This is a genomic window from Klebsiella sp. K5-204 (assembly GCF_030128585.1).
In the GTDB taxonomy this organism is placed as follows: Bacteria; Pseudomonadota; Gammaproteobacteria; order Enterobacterales; family Enterobacteriaceae; genus Klebsiella; species Klebsiella quasipneumoniae.
Map to the genome: position 1 here is coordinate 755,210 of NZ_JAKUZS010000001.1, position 15,037 is coordinate 770,246.

At 57.5% G+C, this 15,037-nt stretch carries 14 protein-coding genes and 1 pseudogene; 7 read left to right on the forward strand and 8 right to left on the reverse strand.

Annotation, left to right across the window (positions count from 1 at the left end):
* The first annotated feature begins 252 nt into the window (after positions 1 to 252).
* The 5 genes from MKR05_RS03775 (at position 253) to MKR05_RS03795 (ending at position 4,286) form a co-directional block, all read left to right on the forward strand.
* A complete protein-coding gene (locus tag MKR05_RS03775) occupies positions 253 to 1,632 on the forward strand; it encodes a nucleobase:cation symporter-2 family protein (RefSeq protein WP_065812518.1) in 1,380 nt (459 codons plus the stop codon).
* A complete protein-coding gene (gene uraD / locus MKR05_RS03780) occupies positions 1,610 to 2,110 on the forward strand; it encodes a 2-oxo-4-hydroxy-4-carboxy-5-ureidoimidazoline decarboxylase (RefSeq protein ID WP_032452825.1) in 501 nt (166 codons plus the stop codon). Before MKR05_RS03775 ends, uraD begins: the two co-directional genes overlap by 23 nt.
* A complete protein-coding gene (uraH, locus tag MKR05_RS03785; protein ID WP_044523006.1) occupies positions 2,107 to 2,433 on the forward strand; it encodes a hydroxyisourate hydrolase in 327 nt (108 codons plus the stop codon). Before uraD ends, uraH begins: the two co-directional genes overlap by 4 nt.
* A gap of 264 nt (positions 2,434 to 2,697) precedes the next feature.
* Positions 2,698 to 2,964 carry a type II toxin-antitoxin system antitoxin HipB gene (gene hipB, locus MKR05_RS03790; RefSeq protein WP_023289667.1) on the forward strand — a complete coding sequence of 89 codons (267 nt, stop codon included), beginning with the start codon at positions 2,698 to 2,700 and terminating at the stop codon, positions 2,962 to 2,964.
* On the forward strand, positions 2,964 to 4,286 hold the full coding sequence (locus MKR05_RS03795; RefSeq protein WP_044523012.1) for a type II toxin-antitoxin system HipA family toxin: 1,323 nt from the start codon (positions 2,964 to 2,966) through the stop codon (positions 4,284 to 4,286). Before hipB ends, MKR05_RS03795 begins: the two co-directional genes overlap by 1 nt.
* A 16-nt stretch (positions 4,287 to 4,302) precedes the next feature.
* Here the strand turns inward: MKR05_RS03795 and MKR05_RS03800 are convergent, their stop codons facing one another.
* From MKR05_RS03800 to MKR05_RS03820, 5 genes and pseudogenes are all read right to left on the reverse strand, one after another.
* The gene (locus tag MKR05_RS03800; protein WP_044523014.1) at positions 4,303 to 5,595 is read right to left on the reverse strand and encodes a glycoside hydrolase family 10 protein; all 1,293 of its coding nucleotides are present in this window, start codon (positions 5,593 to 5,595) and stop codon (positions 4,303 to 4,305) included.
* 141 nt (positions 5,596 to 5,736) lie between these two features.
* The gene (locus tag MKR05_RS03805; RefSeq protein ID WP_044523017.1) at positions 5,737 to 6,741 is read right to left on the reverse strand and encodes a fimbrial protein; all 1,005 of its coding nucleotides are present in this window, start codon (positions 6,739 to 6,741) and stop codon (positions 5,737 to 5,739) included.
* Positions 6,729 to 9,247, reverse strand: a pseudogene (locus tag MKR05_RS03810) (fimbria/pilus outer membrane usher protein). Before MKR05_RS03810 ends, MKR05_RS03805 begins: the two are co-directional and overlap by 13 nt.
* A gap of 15 nt (positions 9,248 to 9,262) precedes the next feature.
* The gene (locus tag MKR05_RS03815; RefSeq protein ID WP_101866109.1) at positions 9,263 to 9,958 is read right to left on the reverse strand and encodes a molecular chaperone; all 696 of its coding nucleotides are present in this window, start codon (positions 9,956 to 9,958) and stop codon (positions 9,263 to 9,265) included.
* Positions 9,959 to 10,034: 76 nt separating this feature from the next.
* Complete coding sequence (locus tag MKR05_RS03820) at positions 10,035 to 10,598, reverse strand: fimbrial protein (RefSeq protein WP_044523030.1); 564 nt, start codon at positions 10,596 to 10,598, stop codon at positions 10,035 to 10,037.
* Between the two features lie 445 nt (positions 10,599 to 11,043).
* On the opposite strand from MKR05_RS03820, the gene MKR05_RS03825 reads away from it, so the two are divergent.
* Entirely contained in the window at positions 11,044 to 11,331 is a 288-nt protein-coding gene (locus tag MKR05_RS03825; protein WP_064154627.1) for a hypothetical protein, read from the forward strand.
* Between the two features lie 225 nt (positions 11,332 to 11,556).
* Here the strand turns inward: MKR05_RS03825 and map are convergent, their stop codons facing one another.
* The 3 genes from map to MKR05_RS03840 form a co-directional block, all read right to left on the reverse strand.
* Positions 11,557 to 12,339, reverse strand: a complete 783-nt coding sequence (gene map / locus MKR05_RS03830) for a type I methionyl aminopeptidase (RefSeq protein ID WP_023289670.1) — start codon at positions 12,337 to 12,339, stop codon at positions 11,557 to 11,559.
* Positions 12,320 to 12,538 carry a ParD-like family protein gene (locus MKR05_RS03835; protein ID WP_002904808.1) on the reverse strand — a complete coding sequence of 73 codons (219 nt, stop codon included), beginning with the start codon at positions 12,536 to 12,538 and terminating at the stop codon, positions 12,320 to 12,322. Before MKR05_RS03835 ends, map begins: the two co-directional genes overlap by 20 nt.
* Before the next feature lie 291 nt (positions 12,539 to 12,829).
* Positions 12,830 to 13,078, reverse strand: a complete 249-nt coding sequence (locus MKR05_RS03840) for a hypothetical protein (protein ID WP_004205912.1) — start codon at positions 13,076 to 13,078, stop codon at positions 12,830 to 12,832.
* A 297-nt stretch (positions 13,079 to 13,375) separates the two neighbouring features.
* Here MKR05_RS03840 and MKR05_RS03845 point away from each other — a divergent pair, with 297 nt between their 5' ends.
* Positions 13,376 to 15,031 (forward strand): bifunctional diguanylate cyclase/phosphodiesterase, encoded by a 1,656-nt coding sequence (locus MKR05_RS03845; RefSeq protein WP_064154625.1) that lies wholly within the window; start codon positions 13,376 to 13,378, stop codon positions 15,029 to 15,031.
* Positions 15,032 to 15,037: the final 6 nt, after the last annotated feature.

The following is a 15,037-nucleotide window of genomic DNA, read 5'->3' on the forward strand; positions in this document are numbered from 1 at the left end:
TAGGTCATAACGCACCACATCGGTGCAATGTGACGCATTGGTTGCCTTTTTATGAATCAAAAGTTTCTGTATGTTGCATTAAGAATCTATCGTTTCAGCATCCTGGTTCAGCAGCGGTGGGGAGCGAGGCATGGCTGGAGTGATTTAACTTAATGATTTTAAAGTATTAATAAATTTATTCGTTCGCACTGGTCGTCTCTGGCCTGCTTTGTGCAGAAGCTCTTGCACTTCTCTTTGCTACGGGATAACACCATGTCTGACGAACATCACAGCGGCCTGCTTTACGGCCTTGAACAGCGGATCCCACCGCTTGCGGCCTTTTTTAGCGCCCTCCAGCATGTGCTGGCGGGTCTGGTGGGGATCATCACGCCGCCGCTGATTATCGGCGCCACCCTCGGACTTGGCGACTGGCTGCCGTATCTCATCAGTATGTCGCTGCTGGCCTCGGGTATCGGTACCTTTTTGCAGTCCAACCGGGTCTGGGGCATTGGCGCCGGGATGATCTGCATGCAGGGCACCAGCTTCGCCTTTCTTGGCGTGGCGGTAGCCGGAGGGATGTGGGTGAAAGCGCAGGGCGGCGGGCCGCAGGATATTATGGCGATGCTGTTTGGCGTTAACTTTGTCGCCGCCCTGGTGCCGGTGATTGTCAGCCGCTTTATTGAACCGCTGAAGAAAATCTTTACCCCCATTATTACCGGCAGCGTGATTGCGCTGATCGGCATCAGCCTGATCAAGGTCAGCGTTATTAACTGGTGCGGTGGCGAAAAGGCGCAGGATTTCGCCAGCATGAGCAATATCGCGCTCGGGGCGGGTACCCTTGGCGTTATCGTTCTGCTGAGCTGCGCCAAAAACCGCTGGCTGCGGCTCTCCTCGGTGGTGGTGGGCATTGCCGTGGGCTGTGTGGCGGCAGGGCTGAGCGGTCAGTTCCACCTTCACAGCCTGGGCGACACCCTGTTTCGCCTGCCGACGCTGTTTCCGTTCGGCTTTCAGTTTAACAGCACGATTTTTCTGCCGGTGGCGCTGGTGTCGCTGGTCTGTATTCTGGAGGCGGTGGGCGATCTGACGGCCAACTCGCTGATTTCGCAACAGTCTGTTGACGATCGCGCTTTCCGCAACCGGTTGAAGGGCGGTATCCTGGCGGACGGCGTCAGCTGCATGGTGGCCGCGATGCTCAGCGCCTTTCCGAACACGACTTTCGCGCAGAACAACGGCGTGATCCAGATGACCGGGGTGGCCAGCCGCTATGTCGGGCGCTACATTGGCGTGATTCTGATCCTGCTTGGGCTGTTCCCGCCGGTGGGCGAACTGCTGCGGCAGATCCCGGCGCCGGTGCTGGGGGGCGCCACGATGGTGATGTTTGGCTGTGTGGTAGCGGCCGGGATCCGGATCATTACCCAGAACCCGCTCACCCGACGCGATGTGCTGATCGTTGGTCTGGCGTTTGGCGCGGGCCTTGGCGTGGAGTCGGTGCCGGCGTTTCTCAGCCATTTTCCGCCGATGGTCGGCGATCTGTTCGGTTCGGCGGCCACCAGCGGTGGGTTGGTGGCGATAGCGCTGAACCTTGTTCTGCCGCAGGAGCAGGCGGCGACGAAAACGATAAGGAGTCAGGATGATCGCGCTGAGACAGTTTAACCGTCTGAGTCATGATGAGGCAGTGGCGCTGCTGGCCCCCTGCGTGGCGATCCCGGCCTGGAGCGATACGCTGGTGAGCTTGCGACCCTTCGCCTGCCGTGAAGCGCTGCTGCAGGTCGCCCGGGAAGCGATGGCCGACTGGGGGGAGAACGATCTGAACGCTGCGCTCAGCGCCCATCCGCGGATCGGCGAAAAACCGACCGGCAGCCAGGCGCATGCGACGATGTCGCGCCAGGAGCAGTCGGCGGTGGACAGCGATAATGAAAAGCTGGCGCAGGCCCTGCGGGAGGGGAATGCCCGCTACGAGGCTCGTTTTGGCCGGGTGTTTTTAATCCGCGCCAAAGGGCGCAGCGGCGAAGAGATGCTGCAGGCGCTGACGCGCCGGCTGCAGCATACCGCCGACGAAGAAGTGGCTGAGGCGCTTGCCCAGCTGCGGGAAATTACGATGTTAAGACTGGAAGGAGCGATTGGCGAATGAGTACCCTGAGCACCCATATTCTGGATATTTCCACCGGCACGCCGGCGGAAGGCGTGACGGTCAGCCTGAGCCGGGAGGGCGAGACGCTGGCGAACCTGGTAACTAACGCCCAGGGGCGTATCGCCACCTTCAGCGCCGCGCCGCTGCCGGCGGGGCGCTACTGCTTAACCGCGGAAACGGGGGCGTGGTTTGCCCGCATCGGGCGCGAGAGCGTTTTTACCCGGGCGCAGATTGATTTTGTCATTGGCGAGGCGACAGATGACCATTTCCATCTGCCGTTTCTGATAGCCCCGGGCGGGTGGTCGACCTACCGCGGCAGCTAAATCCGGCTGCCCATTGCCGGGCGGCGCTGCGCTTGCCCGGCCTGGATCGTTACGGAGCGGGGAGAGACAGCCCGTAGACCCGGTAAGGCGCAGCCGCCACCGGGCATGTAAAGGTGTCTCCGGCCACCATTCTTCCTGTTTTATCCCCACACAAGGATAATTATACTCCTATCCCCACTAGGGGATAACCTTGACATTATCCCCTGTAGGGTATAAAAGCAGATTTATCCCGATAGGGGGATAAACAATGGTGAGGAACAAGCGATGCATTCCCCGCAGATATACAGTCCCGTTCAGCTGGCCAATTACCTGAAACTGCTGCGCCAGCAAAATCACTGGACTCAGGAGGCGCTGGCCAGCCGGATCGGCATTAAACAGGCGACGCTGTCCAATTTTGAAAATCACCCGGACAAAACCACCTTGACCACCCTGTTCAAGATCCTCCAGTCGCTGGGGGTGGTGATGACCCTGAACGCCAAACCGGCCGAGACGGCGACGGCCCCCGATAACACCACAGATCTGGACTGGTAATGGCGACGCTCACCACCTGGATGAACAATGTGCGCGTGGGAACCTTAACCCGCCAGGCCAACGGGGCGCACAGTTTCCGCTATGATGACGAGTGGTTGCGCAGCCCGCGCGCCAGGCCGCTCTCCCTCTCGCTGCCGCTGCAGTATGGCAATATCACCGCCGACGCGGTGTATCACTATTTTGATAACCTGCTGCCCGACAGCCCACAGGTCCGCGACCGGATCGTCAGGCGCTATCAGGCGCGCTCGAAACAGCCGTTCGATCTGCTGGCCGAGGTCGGCCGGGATAGCGTAGGGGCGGTGACTCTGCTGCCGCCGGGGGAAGAGGCGCATCTTGCAGCGTTGCGCTGGCAGACGCTGGATGAGGCGCAACTGACCGCGTTGCTGACCGCCTACCAGTCGGATATTCCGCTCGGGATGGTGACCGGCCAGGACGATTTTCGTATCTCGGTGGCCGGCGCCCAGGAGAAAACCGCGCTGCTGCGAATGGGCGAGCACTGGTGTATTCCGCAGGGCACCACCCCGACCACCCATATCATTAAACTGCCCATTGGCGAGATAAAACAGCCCAATGCGACGCTGGATCTGCGTGAAAGCGTGGATAACGAATATCTGTGCCTGGCGCTGGCCAGGGCGTTGGGCCTGGCGGTGCCGGAGGCGGAGATTATCACCACCCCGCGGATCCGTGCGCTGGCTGTGACCCGCTTCGACCGGCGCTGGGCGCAGGAGGGGCGCGTGCTGCTGCGGCTGCCGCAGGAGGATCTGTGTCAGGCATTCGGCATCCCGTCGTCGATGAAATACGAGTCTGACGGCGGGCCGGGTATCGCCGCGATCATGACCTTTCTGCTGGGCTCCAGTGAAGCCCTGAAAGATCGCTATGACTTTATGAAGTTCATGGTGTTCCAGTGGCTGACCGGGGCAACGGACGGGCATGCGAAGAATTTCTCGCTCTTTCTGCTGCCCGGCGGCAGCTATCGGCTCACGCCGTTCTACGACATTATTTCGGCATTTCCGGTGCTGGGAGGGACGGGACTGCATCTGCGCGACCTGAAGCTGTCGATGGGGCTCAACGCCACCCGAGGGCGGAAAACGGAGATTAACGCCATCTATCCGCGTCATTTTCTGGCGACCGCCAAAGCGGTTAACTTTCCCCGGGATCAGATGCTGGCGATCCTTGACGAGTTTGCCGACCGCGTGCCGCAGGCCATCGAAAGCGCCCGCCGGACGCTGCCGGCGGACTTTTCCGCCCACGTCTGGCGGGCGATCACGGAGAACATGCTGAAACTGCACGCCCGCCTGCAGCAAGGGCTGCAGGCGCGATAGCGAAGCCGAGTGGCGGTTAGCTCTGCGGCTGCCCCCAGCGGCTGCGCAGGTAGTTAACCGCCTGGCGGGTCTGCGGCTGATTGAGGTTGTTTTCGCGGAACAGGATGGTGCCCTGGATCTGCGGCAGGGACTCATTGAGATCGAGCTGCTTTTTCAGCTCCGGCACGCCGCCATCCACCGTCCAGTCAGGCTCATTTTTGGACGGTTCACCCACCTTGTACAGCGCCACGCCAATATACAGCCGGGTATGCGTGGGCTTAACCACCTCGGCCCACCAGTTGGCCAGCACATCATAGCGCGCCGCATCGCGGGCAAATGGCCAGTAGATCTGCGGGGCGATGTAGTCGAGCAGTCCCTGCTGCACCCAGCTGCGGGTATCGGCATAGGATTCATCATAGGCGGCCGCGCCACGGGTATCAGACCCCGCTGGATCGTGGGAGCGGTTGCGCCATACCCCGGCCGGGCTTACGCCAAACTCGACGTTCGGATTGAGTTTTTTAATGGTCGCGGAGACCTGGGCAATAAGCTGTTGAGTGTTATGCCGCCGCCAGTCGCCCTTCGAGGCATAGCCCTGCCCGTAACGGCGGAAGGTCTCGTTGTCGTTAAGCGGGGAAGCGGCGGTTTCGGTGTAGAAATAGTCATCGAACTGCACGCCGTCAATCGGGTAGTTCTGCACCACTTCAGCGACGATGCTGGTGATCCAGTCACGCGCTTCGGGAATACCCGGGTCGAGAACAAAGCGATCGCTGGCGGTGCGGATCCAGTTACGGTGCAGGACAAACACGCTGGCCGGCACCTGAGTGAGGGTGTTATTCAGCTCGGCAATGGTGGACGGTTTGGTGTTGACCGAGACGCGGTAAGGGTTAAACCACGCGTGGACCTTCATGCCGCGCTTGTGCGCTTCATCCAGCATAAACTGCAGCGGATCGTAGCCGGGATATTCGCCGATTTTGCCGGTCAGCATATCGGACCACGGTAGAATATCCGACCGCCAGAGCGCCGTACCGTCCGGTTTCACCTGGAAAAAGACGGTGTTGATCCCCAGGCGCTGCAGATTATCGAGTTTGGCGATCAGCGCCAGCTTCTGCTGCGTGATGCGGCTTTCCGGCGTACTGGCGATAATCGACCCGACCGGCGGCCAGTCAAGGCGCGAGACGGTGGTCAGCCAGACGCCGCGTACCGGCTCCCGGTGCGTCTGACCGGCTTTAACGGCCGCGCTCTTCGGCGGCGTGACGAGGGATTTCGGGGCCTTACTGGTGCAGCTGAACAGCATGCCGGCGGCGATGAGCGCCGCGCCTGCCAGCGCCACTTTGCTGGCTAAGGGGAATCGACGAGAATGGCTGATGATGAACTCCCGTGTAATCAGATCGTCGCGTGTAGGCGCTATTCTCTTACGATTCGCCGGTCAGAGCAATTCCTTGATCCTCTTCATCCGTCGGTTCGTCATCGCCTAGTCATAATGTAAGGTATAGGTCGCGACGGCCGACACCTGCCCGGCGGTGATCCGGGAACGTGTTTGGTAGTAGCGGGCAGTGAGCGGCAGAGTAAACTGACCCGCGCTCGCGGTGCCCAGCATCATCTCATGATTCAGCGCGACCGGCTGACGATGGTAAAGCAACTGCACGCCGATACCCTGTGCCCGATCGTCGGTGGCGTCATTGCGCAAAACGCCATGCCCCCGGGCGGTAAGGGGCTCCGTGCCGTCAACACGCAGAGAAACCGTGACCGCGCTGTTGCAATCCAGTTGTAGCGCGAAAGGGGTATCGCCGGTGGTTTTGCCGACGCCGCCGAAGCGATCAAGCATCGCTGCAGGTAGCTTAATCAGCGCTGGCGTGGCGTCATTCACAGAACACCCTGCGGTGTTGACCCTGCCGGTTAAGTCTAAGGCTGCCAGCGGGGTATGTTCCGCCATTAAAATGCGCTCGCTGTGATACTCAAGCTCGCCCGGTGTCGTCTTAGAGCCGGTTTTAATGAGCTCAATCGTCAGGCGGAAATAGCCCAGTTTCCACACCGCATCGGGTAAAGCGGCGGGATTGTCCACTCGCAGGCTAAATGGCGACGGCGTTGGTCGGTCAGGAAAGCCGCCATATCCGCCGATAGCGCGCAGCGCTACGCGAACGCCAATGCCAGCGAGATTAGTTTGATAAACCGTCGGTCGCGTCGCCCCCCCGGACAGCAGACTGTCCAGCAGCAGCGGCGACAGCCCATGCGGGTCGTCCGCGCAACGGATCCACTGTTCGCCGCCGTCGCTAAGGCGGTTCCAGGCGAAACTTTTGTGATACAGCGGGGTGCCCGGTCTGGCGTCAGGCGACACCGTAAGTTGCCCCACGTTCAGCCGAAGGGTGGAGGCCTGGCCGCGGACAAACACCGGAGAGCAGGCCCATCCGCTGGCGGTCGGTAACAAGACGAGTAACAGCGTCAGAACGACCCGACGCAGGAGAGTTAAAAAGAACATGATAACGCCTGCTGTAGGATGAGTGGATGGGGTGTCTGCGCCAGCGTCGGGGTGAGATCGTAGCGGGCGCTACAGCGCTGCTGAGGGCCAGGCCCCCATTGCGCATACAGGATGCCTTTTGGCGCAAGGCCGGCCAGATACACCTGACCCTCGCTGGCAACAATGCTGCTGGTGTCCTTGGCGCGAACTTCGCTGCCAAATGGCAGCGGTTGTCCCCGAGACTGCAGCGTAAACAGCGCTTTATAACCAACGTGGGTGTGAAAGCGTGCCAGAACCACCGCGTCTTTGGTGGGGACCAGCGTCACGGTGCTGGTGGCCAGATCCACATTCCCCGGCAGTGAATGGCTGTCGAGAGAGACGTCGTTGCGGTGATAGGCGGTGGCGAAGGGCAGCACGGCGTACCCGTCACGATTGGTGGCGATGGTTTTCTGGTTGGCCAGGGTCACACCGCTGGCGCCACCGGCGTCAATCAGGACGACAGAACCATTCATTTCCGGCGTAAAGACCACCCCGTGGCGGTGAATCAGGATACCTCCGCTGGCGCCGTAGTTCAGACGAGTGGCCTGCGAATCGCGGCTGTAGCCGAGATTCAGATCGCCTCTACCACTGCTGTACCCGGCCGTCAGGCTTCCGCTGTGCCCGTTTTGTTGATCGAGGGTTTGGCTGACGGCGTAGCTAAGCGCATGATTGTCCAGCAAAGTACCGTTGAGACTGACCATCTGACTGGTGGCACTGTGGCGGGAGGTGTTCTGGGTATAGCTGGCGTAGCTCCCCGGGAGCAGGTGGCTTAGCGGCACCGAAAGTGACAACGTCACCACTTTGTCGGAATGCGGCTCGTCATCCACTTCGTCACCATCGCTACTGTGGGAGTCGCTGTAGCTGAGCGACCACGCGATACCGTGAACCTGGCCGCTGATCCCCATATTGGCGGTACGCTGCGGGTCGCCTCCAGACCAGTAGCTGTCCTGATCGAGACTCAGATAGAGGGTGATATCGTACGGCAGGTTCTGGCTGGCGGTGATTTGCAGGGTCGTTTTTTGTTGTCTTTATCCTGCGAGTCGGCGTCGGCGTCGGCGTCGGCGTCGGGGTCTGGGCTGGAATACGCCTCGCTCAGCGTGGCATAGCGCTGATGCGAATAACGCCAGCCGGTGAAGGTGAACTGCGTGCCGAGACGATCAAAACCTTTGCTGTACTGGAGCTGCCAGGCCCGGCCATCGATCGGATCCTGCTGGTGCCGGTCGTGGGCGATTAACAGCTGTAGCGAGATCGCCCCGGCTTCTCCCAGCCCCTGTCCCGCGCCGAGCGAGAAGTTGTGGTATTGCGCCGCGCTTTGCAGTCCGCCCAACAGCGTCAGGTTATGGGCGAACCCGCGCATCAGCGATAGCTGCATCATTAACGGCCGCTGGCTGGCATCGTCGCTATGATAGCGCCCGGCGACCAGGTTGTATTTCAGGTTGCCTTCGCGCTGCATGCTGGTCACCGATGCATACGGCTGGGTGAAGCGGCGGATTTCGCCATCAGACTCTTTGACGGCAACCTCAAGATTGCCGCTACTGGCGGTGGGGTAAAGATCGTCAATCACGAACGCGCCAGGGGTGACGTAGGTTTGATACAGCACGTAGCCATTTTGCCGAACCGTGACCTGGGCGTTGGTTCTTGCTATCCCGCGAATGGTCGGGGCAAAACCTTTCTGCGAGTCCGGGAGCATCGCGTCGCTGGAGGCGAGGGCAATTCCCTGAAACTGTACCGCGTCAAACACATCGCCTGAAGTGAAGGTATCCCCGAGGGTCAGTTCACTTTGCCAGCATGTCAGGTCGCGCTCAAGCCAGGCGCCGCTGGTGGTCCAGTGGGGCTTATCGTCGCTGTTGGCGGTCAGGCCGTTGCTGGCGCGCAAGCGCCATGCGCCGGCGTTCACGCCGCTTTTCAACATCAGATAGTTATCGCGCTCGGTGCTGCCCATGCGGGTACGCTGGCTGGCGCCTGAATAGCGATAGTTACTCTGAAAGGCGCTAATACCTTCGTCCCACAGCGCAGAGGGAACATTATCCCTCGCCCGGTGCGTCATCAGCGCCTGAGGAATGGTCATTACCAGCCGCTGATGGGAGAAATCAAAATTGACCACACTGCCCGGCAGCAGCGTGGCGAGTTCGGGACATGAGCGGGACGTTGCGCCGGGCGCCTGTACCAGCACGGCCGGACTAACCCCAGCCTGCACCAGGTCTTCAGGCTTTAGGCAGGGCGTTAGCTGCCCGCGATCGTTCTGGCGAAACATGACGGTCTTACGAGCATCCAGCGTGACGCCGTTGACCTGCCAGCTCACCGGATACTTGCCTGGCGGCTGGCCCGTCTGTTGATTGAAACGCTGCAGATCCACCGCTGGCAGATGGTCGTTTTTTTCCAGCAGATCCATATTAAAGGTCGCCTGGGCGTGCAAGAGCGCGCTCTGTCCGCCCAACAGGATGGAGAGGCTAACGACGGTAACGGTATGAGCCGGGCCGTGGCGCATGGCGACATCAGACGCCTAGTGCGCCGAAACGGGGGCGCTAAACGACTGCACGGCGCCAAAGTCATCCAGAATGCGCCAGCTCACCTCGTGGGCGCAGGCCTCGCCTGGGAGGGTATACTCTTCACGGCTGTGAGGAGCAATCACGCTGTGCTCAAGCGGCGTTTTCTGGTTCTGGCCCGCGCAGGTGAGCGTGGTAACAGTCACATAATAGGGGGAGGCATTATCCGCCTGCAGGTGGTTGCCGCTGACGCGCCAGCGCAGGTGCTGCGCCGCTTGAAGCGCCGAACCAGGGAGCCCTGCCGGGCGATAAATTAGCTTCAGTTGATTCTTAATAGCAAATTGCAGAATGTTCTCGCCAGCCGGCGCGGTATTGGCAGGGATCACTTTGATGTTTAGGGTGAACAAACTCTCCCGGTCATGGGGCATTTGCGGCGAGGTTAAAAGTACGCGCAGATCGTTGCTGTCTCCGGCATCCAGACGGAACAATGGCGGGGTGACGATAAATGGTGATTTATTATTATCAGCCAGGTCGTCTACCCAGCTCTGAATAAGCACGGGATCGTGAGAGTTGGTGTTTTTTACCGCGATGTCTGCCTCATGACTTTGTTCATTATAAATGACACGTGTGCCGGCAATGGCAACCCCGGCGGCAGACGCCAGGAAAGGGCAAAAGAGAAGGCTCAGGATAAAAGCCACTTTATAACACTGCATAATTGAAGATCCGGTCATGAGGGATGAGAATAAGGGCAGGGGAAGCTGCCCTTGGTAAAGCGGCAATCAGAACATTCTATTCATATACAATATCAATATTGGCCGTAGCATTAATATTGCCGGCAGTTACATCCTGTGAGGAATCGCTTTTCAGATCGGCAATAAAGTTAAATGCAATATCACCGTTTTCGTCGGCTTGCGAAACCGCTGTTTTGCTCTGCTTGTCAAAGGTCAGCTGAGTACCTTCCGTCGAGCCGTCAGGGGAAGAGAAGACTTCAATGCCCACACCTTTGGCGGTATCTGCAGCGTCGGAGAGCGCCAGCACGGCGGCGCTGGTGCCGTTAGCGTTGGTGTCCGGGGTACCCTCCAGGCTGATACTGATGTTCTGTGCCAGCGGGCAGCCGGTCAGGTTGATGGTAAACGGTGTTTCTGCGGTTTTCGCTTCATGTGATTTCAGCGCTGAAATATCGACGTTGCCAAAATCGACATTAACATCGCCACCGTTATTAGCGATCTGGCAGGACTCGTTAATAATTTTACCAGTGAAATTCAGTGTGCCCGCCGCGTGGGCAGTGGTCACAGTAGCCAGACTTAAGGCCAGCAGTGAACCAACAACCAGCAGGGTGCCTTTTTCTTTCATACTCAAACCTTATTAAATAATCACAAGTTAATAAAAGCGCTTAACATTTTTAAAGCATGTTTATTATTTCTGTTCACAAAAAACGGTAAGCATCGCTAATGTATATTACCGTCGGGGGCGGGATTATACGGAGAACATCGTAAAGGCCCATTGATAAGATGTGTTAAGCTGTAACATTATTTATTTTTTAGTGTAAGTATAATCTTACTAAATATTAAAAAGAGGCCCATGCATATAATGAATTATTTCCGGGAGTGGTAACTATTCCGGCAAAATTTTGCGAAAAGTAGCTGTTATTCCCGGCAGATGACCGGGTGGCCCGTAATAACCATTTACGGCGCCGCTATTTTGCAGTAGCGTGGAGTGACGGCAGGAAGCCGCAGGTTGTATGGCACAGAAACGATGCTGTGCCGCGCAGTGTCACCCGCTATCAAGGAAGATTGCTATGTCTCCGCTCCGTCTCGCTCTGTTATGTCTGTGTCTGGCGCCGCAGGCGTCCTCTGCTTCGCTTTCCGGTCAGGTTCATTTTTCAGGGCGGGTCATCAATCCAGCCTGTCTTATCGCTCCGCAGCGCGATCGTATCGATGTTTCGTGTCAGTACCATTCACCGGAACAGATCGCCACGACAGACAACCGCCCTGGCTATGCCATGCCGGACAATCGCGGTGAGGTCAGTATTCACTGGCGAAATGCGCAGCATAGTGAAGCAGATGTTATTATTCGCTATCGCTAAGGCGGGATAGACGTGATGAAGGGTAAGCGGATGCTGAAGGTAAAAGGTAAACCGTTGTGCAGGGTATCCGCGCGTCAGCCGTCACATCCGGGAGACGCGCGTGCAGAAAACCATTCATGGAAATAATTATTGCCGCCATCCGGCGGCAGAACCAGGTATCGTCTGGCTCCCAGGCGAGCACCGGGATCAGAAAGCGACCCACCGTCATACAGAAAGGGAAGATGCTCAGCGGATCCGCGACTGCTCGTCGTCGCGCAGCGTCAGTACCTCAAAACCGTTGGCGGTCACCGCCACGGTGTGCTCCCACTGCGCGGAGAGTTTTTTATCGCGGGTGACCACCGTCCAGCCATCCTTTTTGGTCTTGATACGACTGTCGCCCTGGTTCACCATCGGTTCAATAGTGAATACCATACCTTCCCGCAGCACGGCGCCTTCCCCGGGCCTGCCGTAGTGCAGCACCTGCGGCTCTTCATGCATTTCCTGACCGACGCCGTGACCGCAGTATTCTCTGACCACGCTGTAGCCATGGTCCTCGACCCAGCGCTGAATGGCATGGCCGATGTCGCCCAGCGTCGCGCCAGGTTTCACCACCTCAATGCCTTTCCACATCGCTTCATAGGTGGTCTTTACCAGCCGGCGGGCCAGCGGGGAAACGTCGCCTATCAGGTACATCTTACTGGAGTCAGCGATCATGCCCGCTTTCTCGAGGGTAATATCGACGTTAACGATCATCCCGGAGCGCAGATGCTCGGTCGCCTTGGGGATCCCATGGCAGACCACGTCGTTAATCGAGGTGTTCAACACATAGGGAAAGTCGTATTGCCCCTTGCTGGCCGGGCGGGCGTGCAGCTGGTTGACGATAAAATCTTCCACTCGATCGTTGATTTCCATCGTCGTCACGCCGGGAACGATAAAGGTATCCAGCATGGCAAACACCGATGCCAGCAGCTGGCCGGCATGACGCTGGCGCGCGAGCTCATCGGCGGTTTTAATGATTATTGATGGCATTGATCACCTCCAGCAGACGGTCAGAGCCGGATTTCAGCATCAGCAGTTTGATCTGCTGGTGGTTAAGCTCGGGGTAGAGTTCGCTCATCATGCCCAGACGGATCCAGTATTCCGCCTGCGCATTGACGGAGCGGGACATGGCTTTGCTGGCATCACGAATGTCATCGTGCAGCAGATCGGAGATTTTGACGATTCCCATAGCAACAACCCATATATGATTCGTATATGTATCGTATACAATCCAGCGCGGGTTGTCCCTGGCATTTTGTGGCCTGGGCGGCGAACACCATGCAAAAAAGCCCGACCGGCGGGCTTATTTTTCAGCATGTGTTCGGGTTAAAAACTCGCGCTGTTTACCATGGCGAAAATTACCCATTAGGTTATCAGTATGCGGAATGAAAATAACATGATGGCGACGCATCAATATATTTTATGCAGGTGTTAATTTTGCGTATGAATATTCTCCCGTCAGGCCGGGAATCCGGGGGATTTACAGCGCGTCAGTGAGTTTATCCACCACCACTTTACCCGCATTATCAAACTGCGTAATGCGGAAGCTGTCGCTCCAGGAGCGGCGGGTGGTGAAGCGGTCAAACAGGGATACCCGACCTTTACGCTGGCCATCTTTACTTAAAATAACCCATTCGGTCACCGAAGAATAATGCTGACTATTGTCATGACGACTCTGTTGTTCAACCAGACGATCTTCTTTTTCCACTTTTAAATAATCACGCAACATATTTAACCTCCATAGAAAGTATTATTAACATTACTCCTTTTATTTATTCTTTCAATCAAACTTTTTAATCAATAAAAGTAACTATTAGTGGGCGACCTAAGTGTGAAAATCGCCGAGTTTGTCACTCCCGAAGATGGCCAGGTCCACTACGCTTAACAGGCGTATGCGCCGCGCGGTCGGCGCATGCCCGGGCCGGAAAGGCGACCATAAAACACCTTAACCTTGTATTCATTATGGGCGTGATTCTGTTATATCTAATGCGTTTTGCCACGACCGAGCCACAGAGAGCGCTGTACCATGAGTAACGATCACCTGACGGATATTGCCTATCGCCACTTTATTGAAAGTGTTAAAGATTATGCCATCTATATGTTGAGCGCCGACGGGACGGTCATCAGCTGGAACGAGGGCGCCCGCCGGGCAAAAGGGTACCTGAGCGACGAGATCGTCGGCCGCTACTTCGGTCTCTTCTATAGCGAAGCCGAACAGCTCTCCAGGGTGCCGGCAAAAAATCTGCAAATTGCCCTGCGTAGCGGCCAGTTCGAAGGCGAAGGCTGGCGGTATCGTAAAGATGGCTCCCGGTTCTGGGCGCATGTCATGATCGATGCCATCCGCGATGAACAACATAACCTGCTGGGCTTTGCCAAAATTACCCGCGACATCAGCGAACAGAAGGCGATCAATGACCGCATCGCGTGGATGGCGCGCTACGATGCGCTGACCGGTTTACCCAATCGGGTGGAGTTCTTTGAGCGGGTGGAAAAGCTGATCACCGGTAATGACGCCCGCCGCTTTGCCGTTTTCACCATCGATTTAGATAAGTTTAAAGAGATTAACGATCTGCAGGGCCATCTTATTGGCGATCAGCTGCTGCAGCGCGTGGCAGGCGCCGTGCTGAAAACGCTGCAGAAGGAGGAGATGGTCGCCCGCTTCGGCGGCGATGAGTTTGTGGCCGTCAAACCTTTTGCCGATGAAAGCGAGGTGGACGCCTTTGCCACCCGTCTCTGGCACTGCTTCAGCGGTAAGCAGACGTTTGCCGCGACGGAAGTGATCCTCTCCGCCAGCATAGGTATCTCCGTCTACCCGGAGGACGGGACGGATATTAATACGGTACTGAGCAATTCCGATCTGGCCATGTATCGGGCAAAGAGCAGTCTCGACCACAAGATTTGCTGGTACGAACGTGAGATGGACGACAAGACGCGGCAGCGGAATATGATGGCCGCCGACATCCGCCGCGGTATTCAGGCGGGGGAGTTTTCGCTTCACTATCAGGCGATCCGCAACATTAAAGATCGTCGCATCACCGGTTATGAAGCGCTGTTGCGCTGGCAGCATCCGCAGCTGGGGGCTATCCCGCCGGAGGTGTTTATTCCCATCGCCGAAGAGAGTGGCGCTATTGTGCCATTAGGCTACTGGGTACTGGAGCAGGTGTGCAGCGAATCACTGGATAATCGGCTGAATAAAAAAATCTCAGTCAATATCTCACCGGTACAGTTGCGTCACCGCAGCTTTATCGAAAAAGTCCGCGAGATCCTGATGCGAACCGCTTATCCGGTTAGCCTGCTGGAATTTGAAGTGACGGAGACGGCGTTTATCATCAATAAACAGCTGGCGTTCAGCGTGCTGCATCATCTGCAAAAGATGGGCATCAGTATTGCGCTGGATGATTTCGGCACCGGTTACTCCTCCCTGAGCATGCTGCGCGATTTTCATTTCGACGTCATCAAGCTCGACCGTAGCTTTATGCAGGATGTGGAGAGCAATCCTCAGGTTCGCTCGTTCGTGCGGGCGATTATCTCGCTGGGCAACTCAATCAATACCCCGCTTATCGCCGAAGGGGTAGAAACCGAAGGGCAACGGCAAATCCTCGAAGAAGAGGGATGCGACGAAATGCAGGGCTTTCTGTTCGGCGAGCCGGTCGATGTTAAACATCTGCCACGGCAGAATTAACGCACC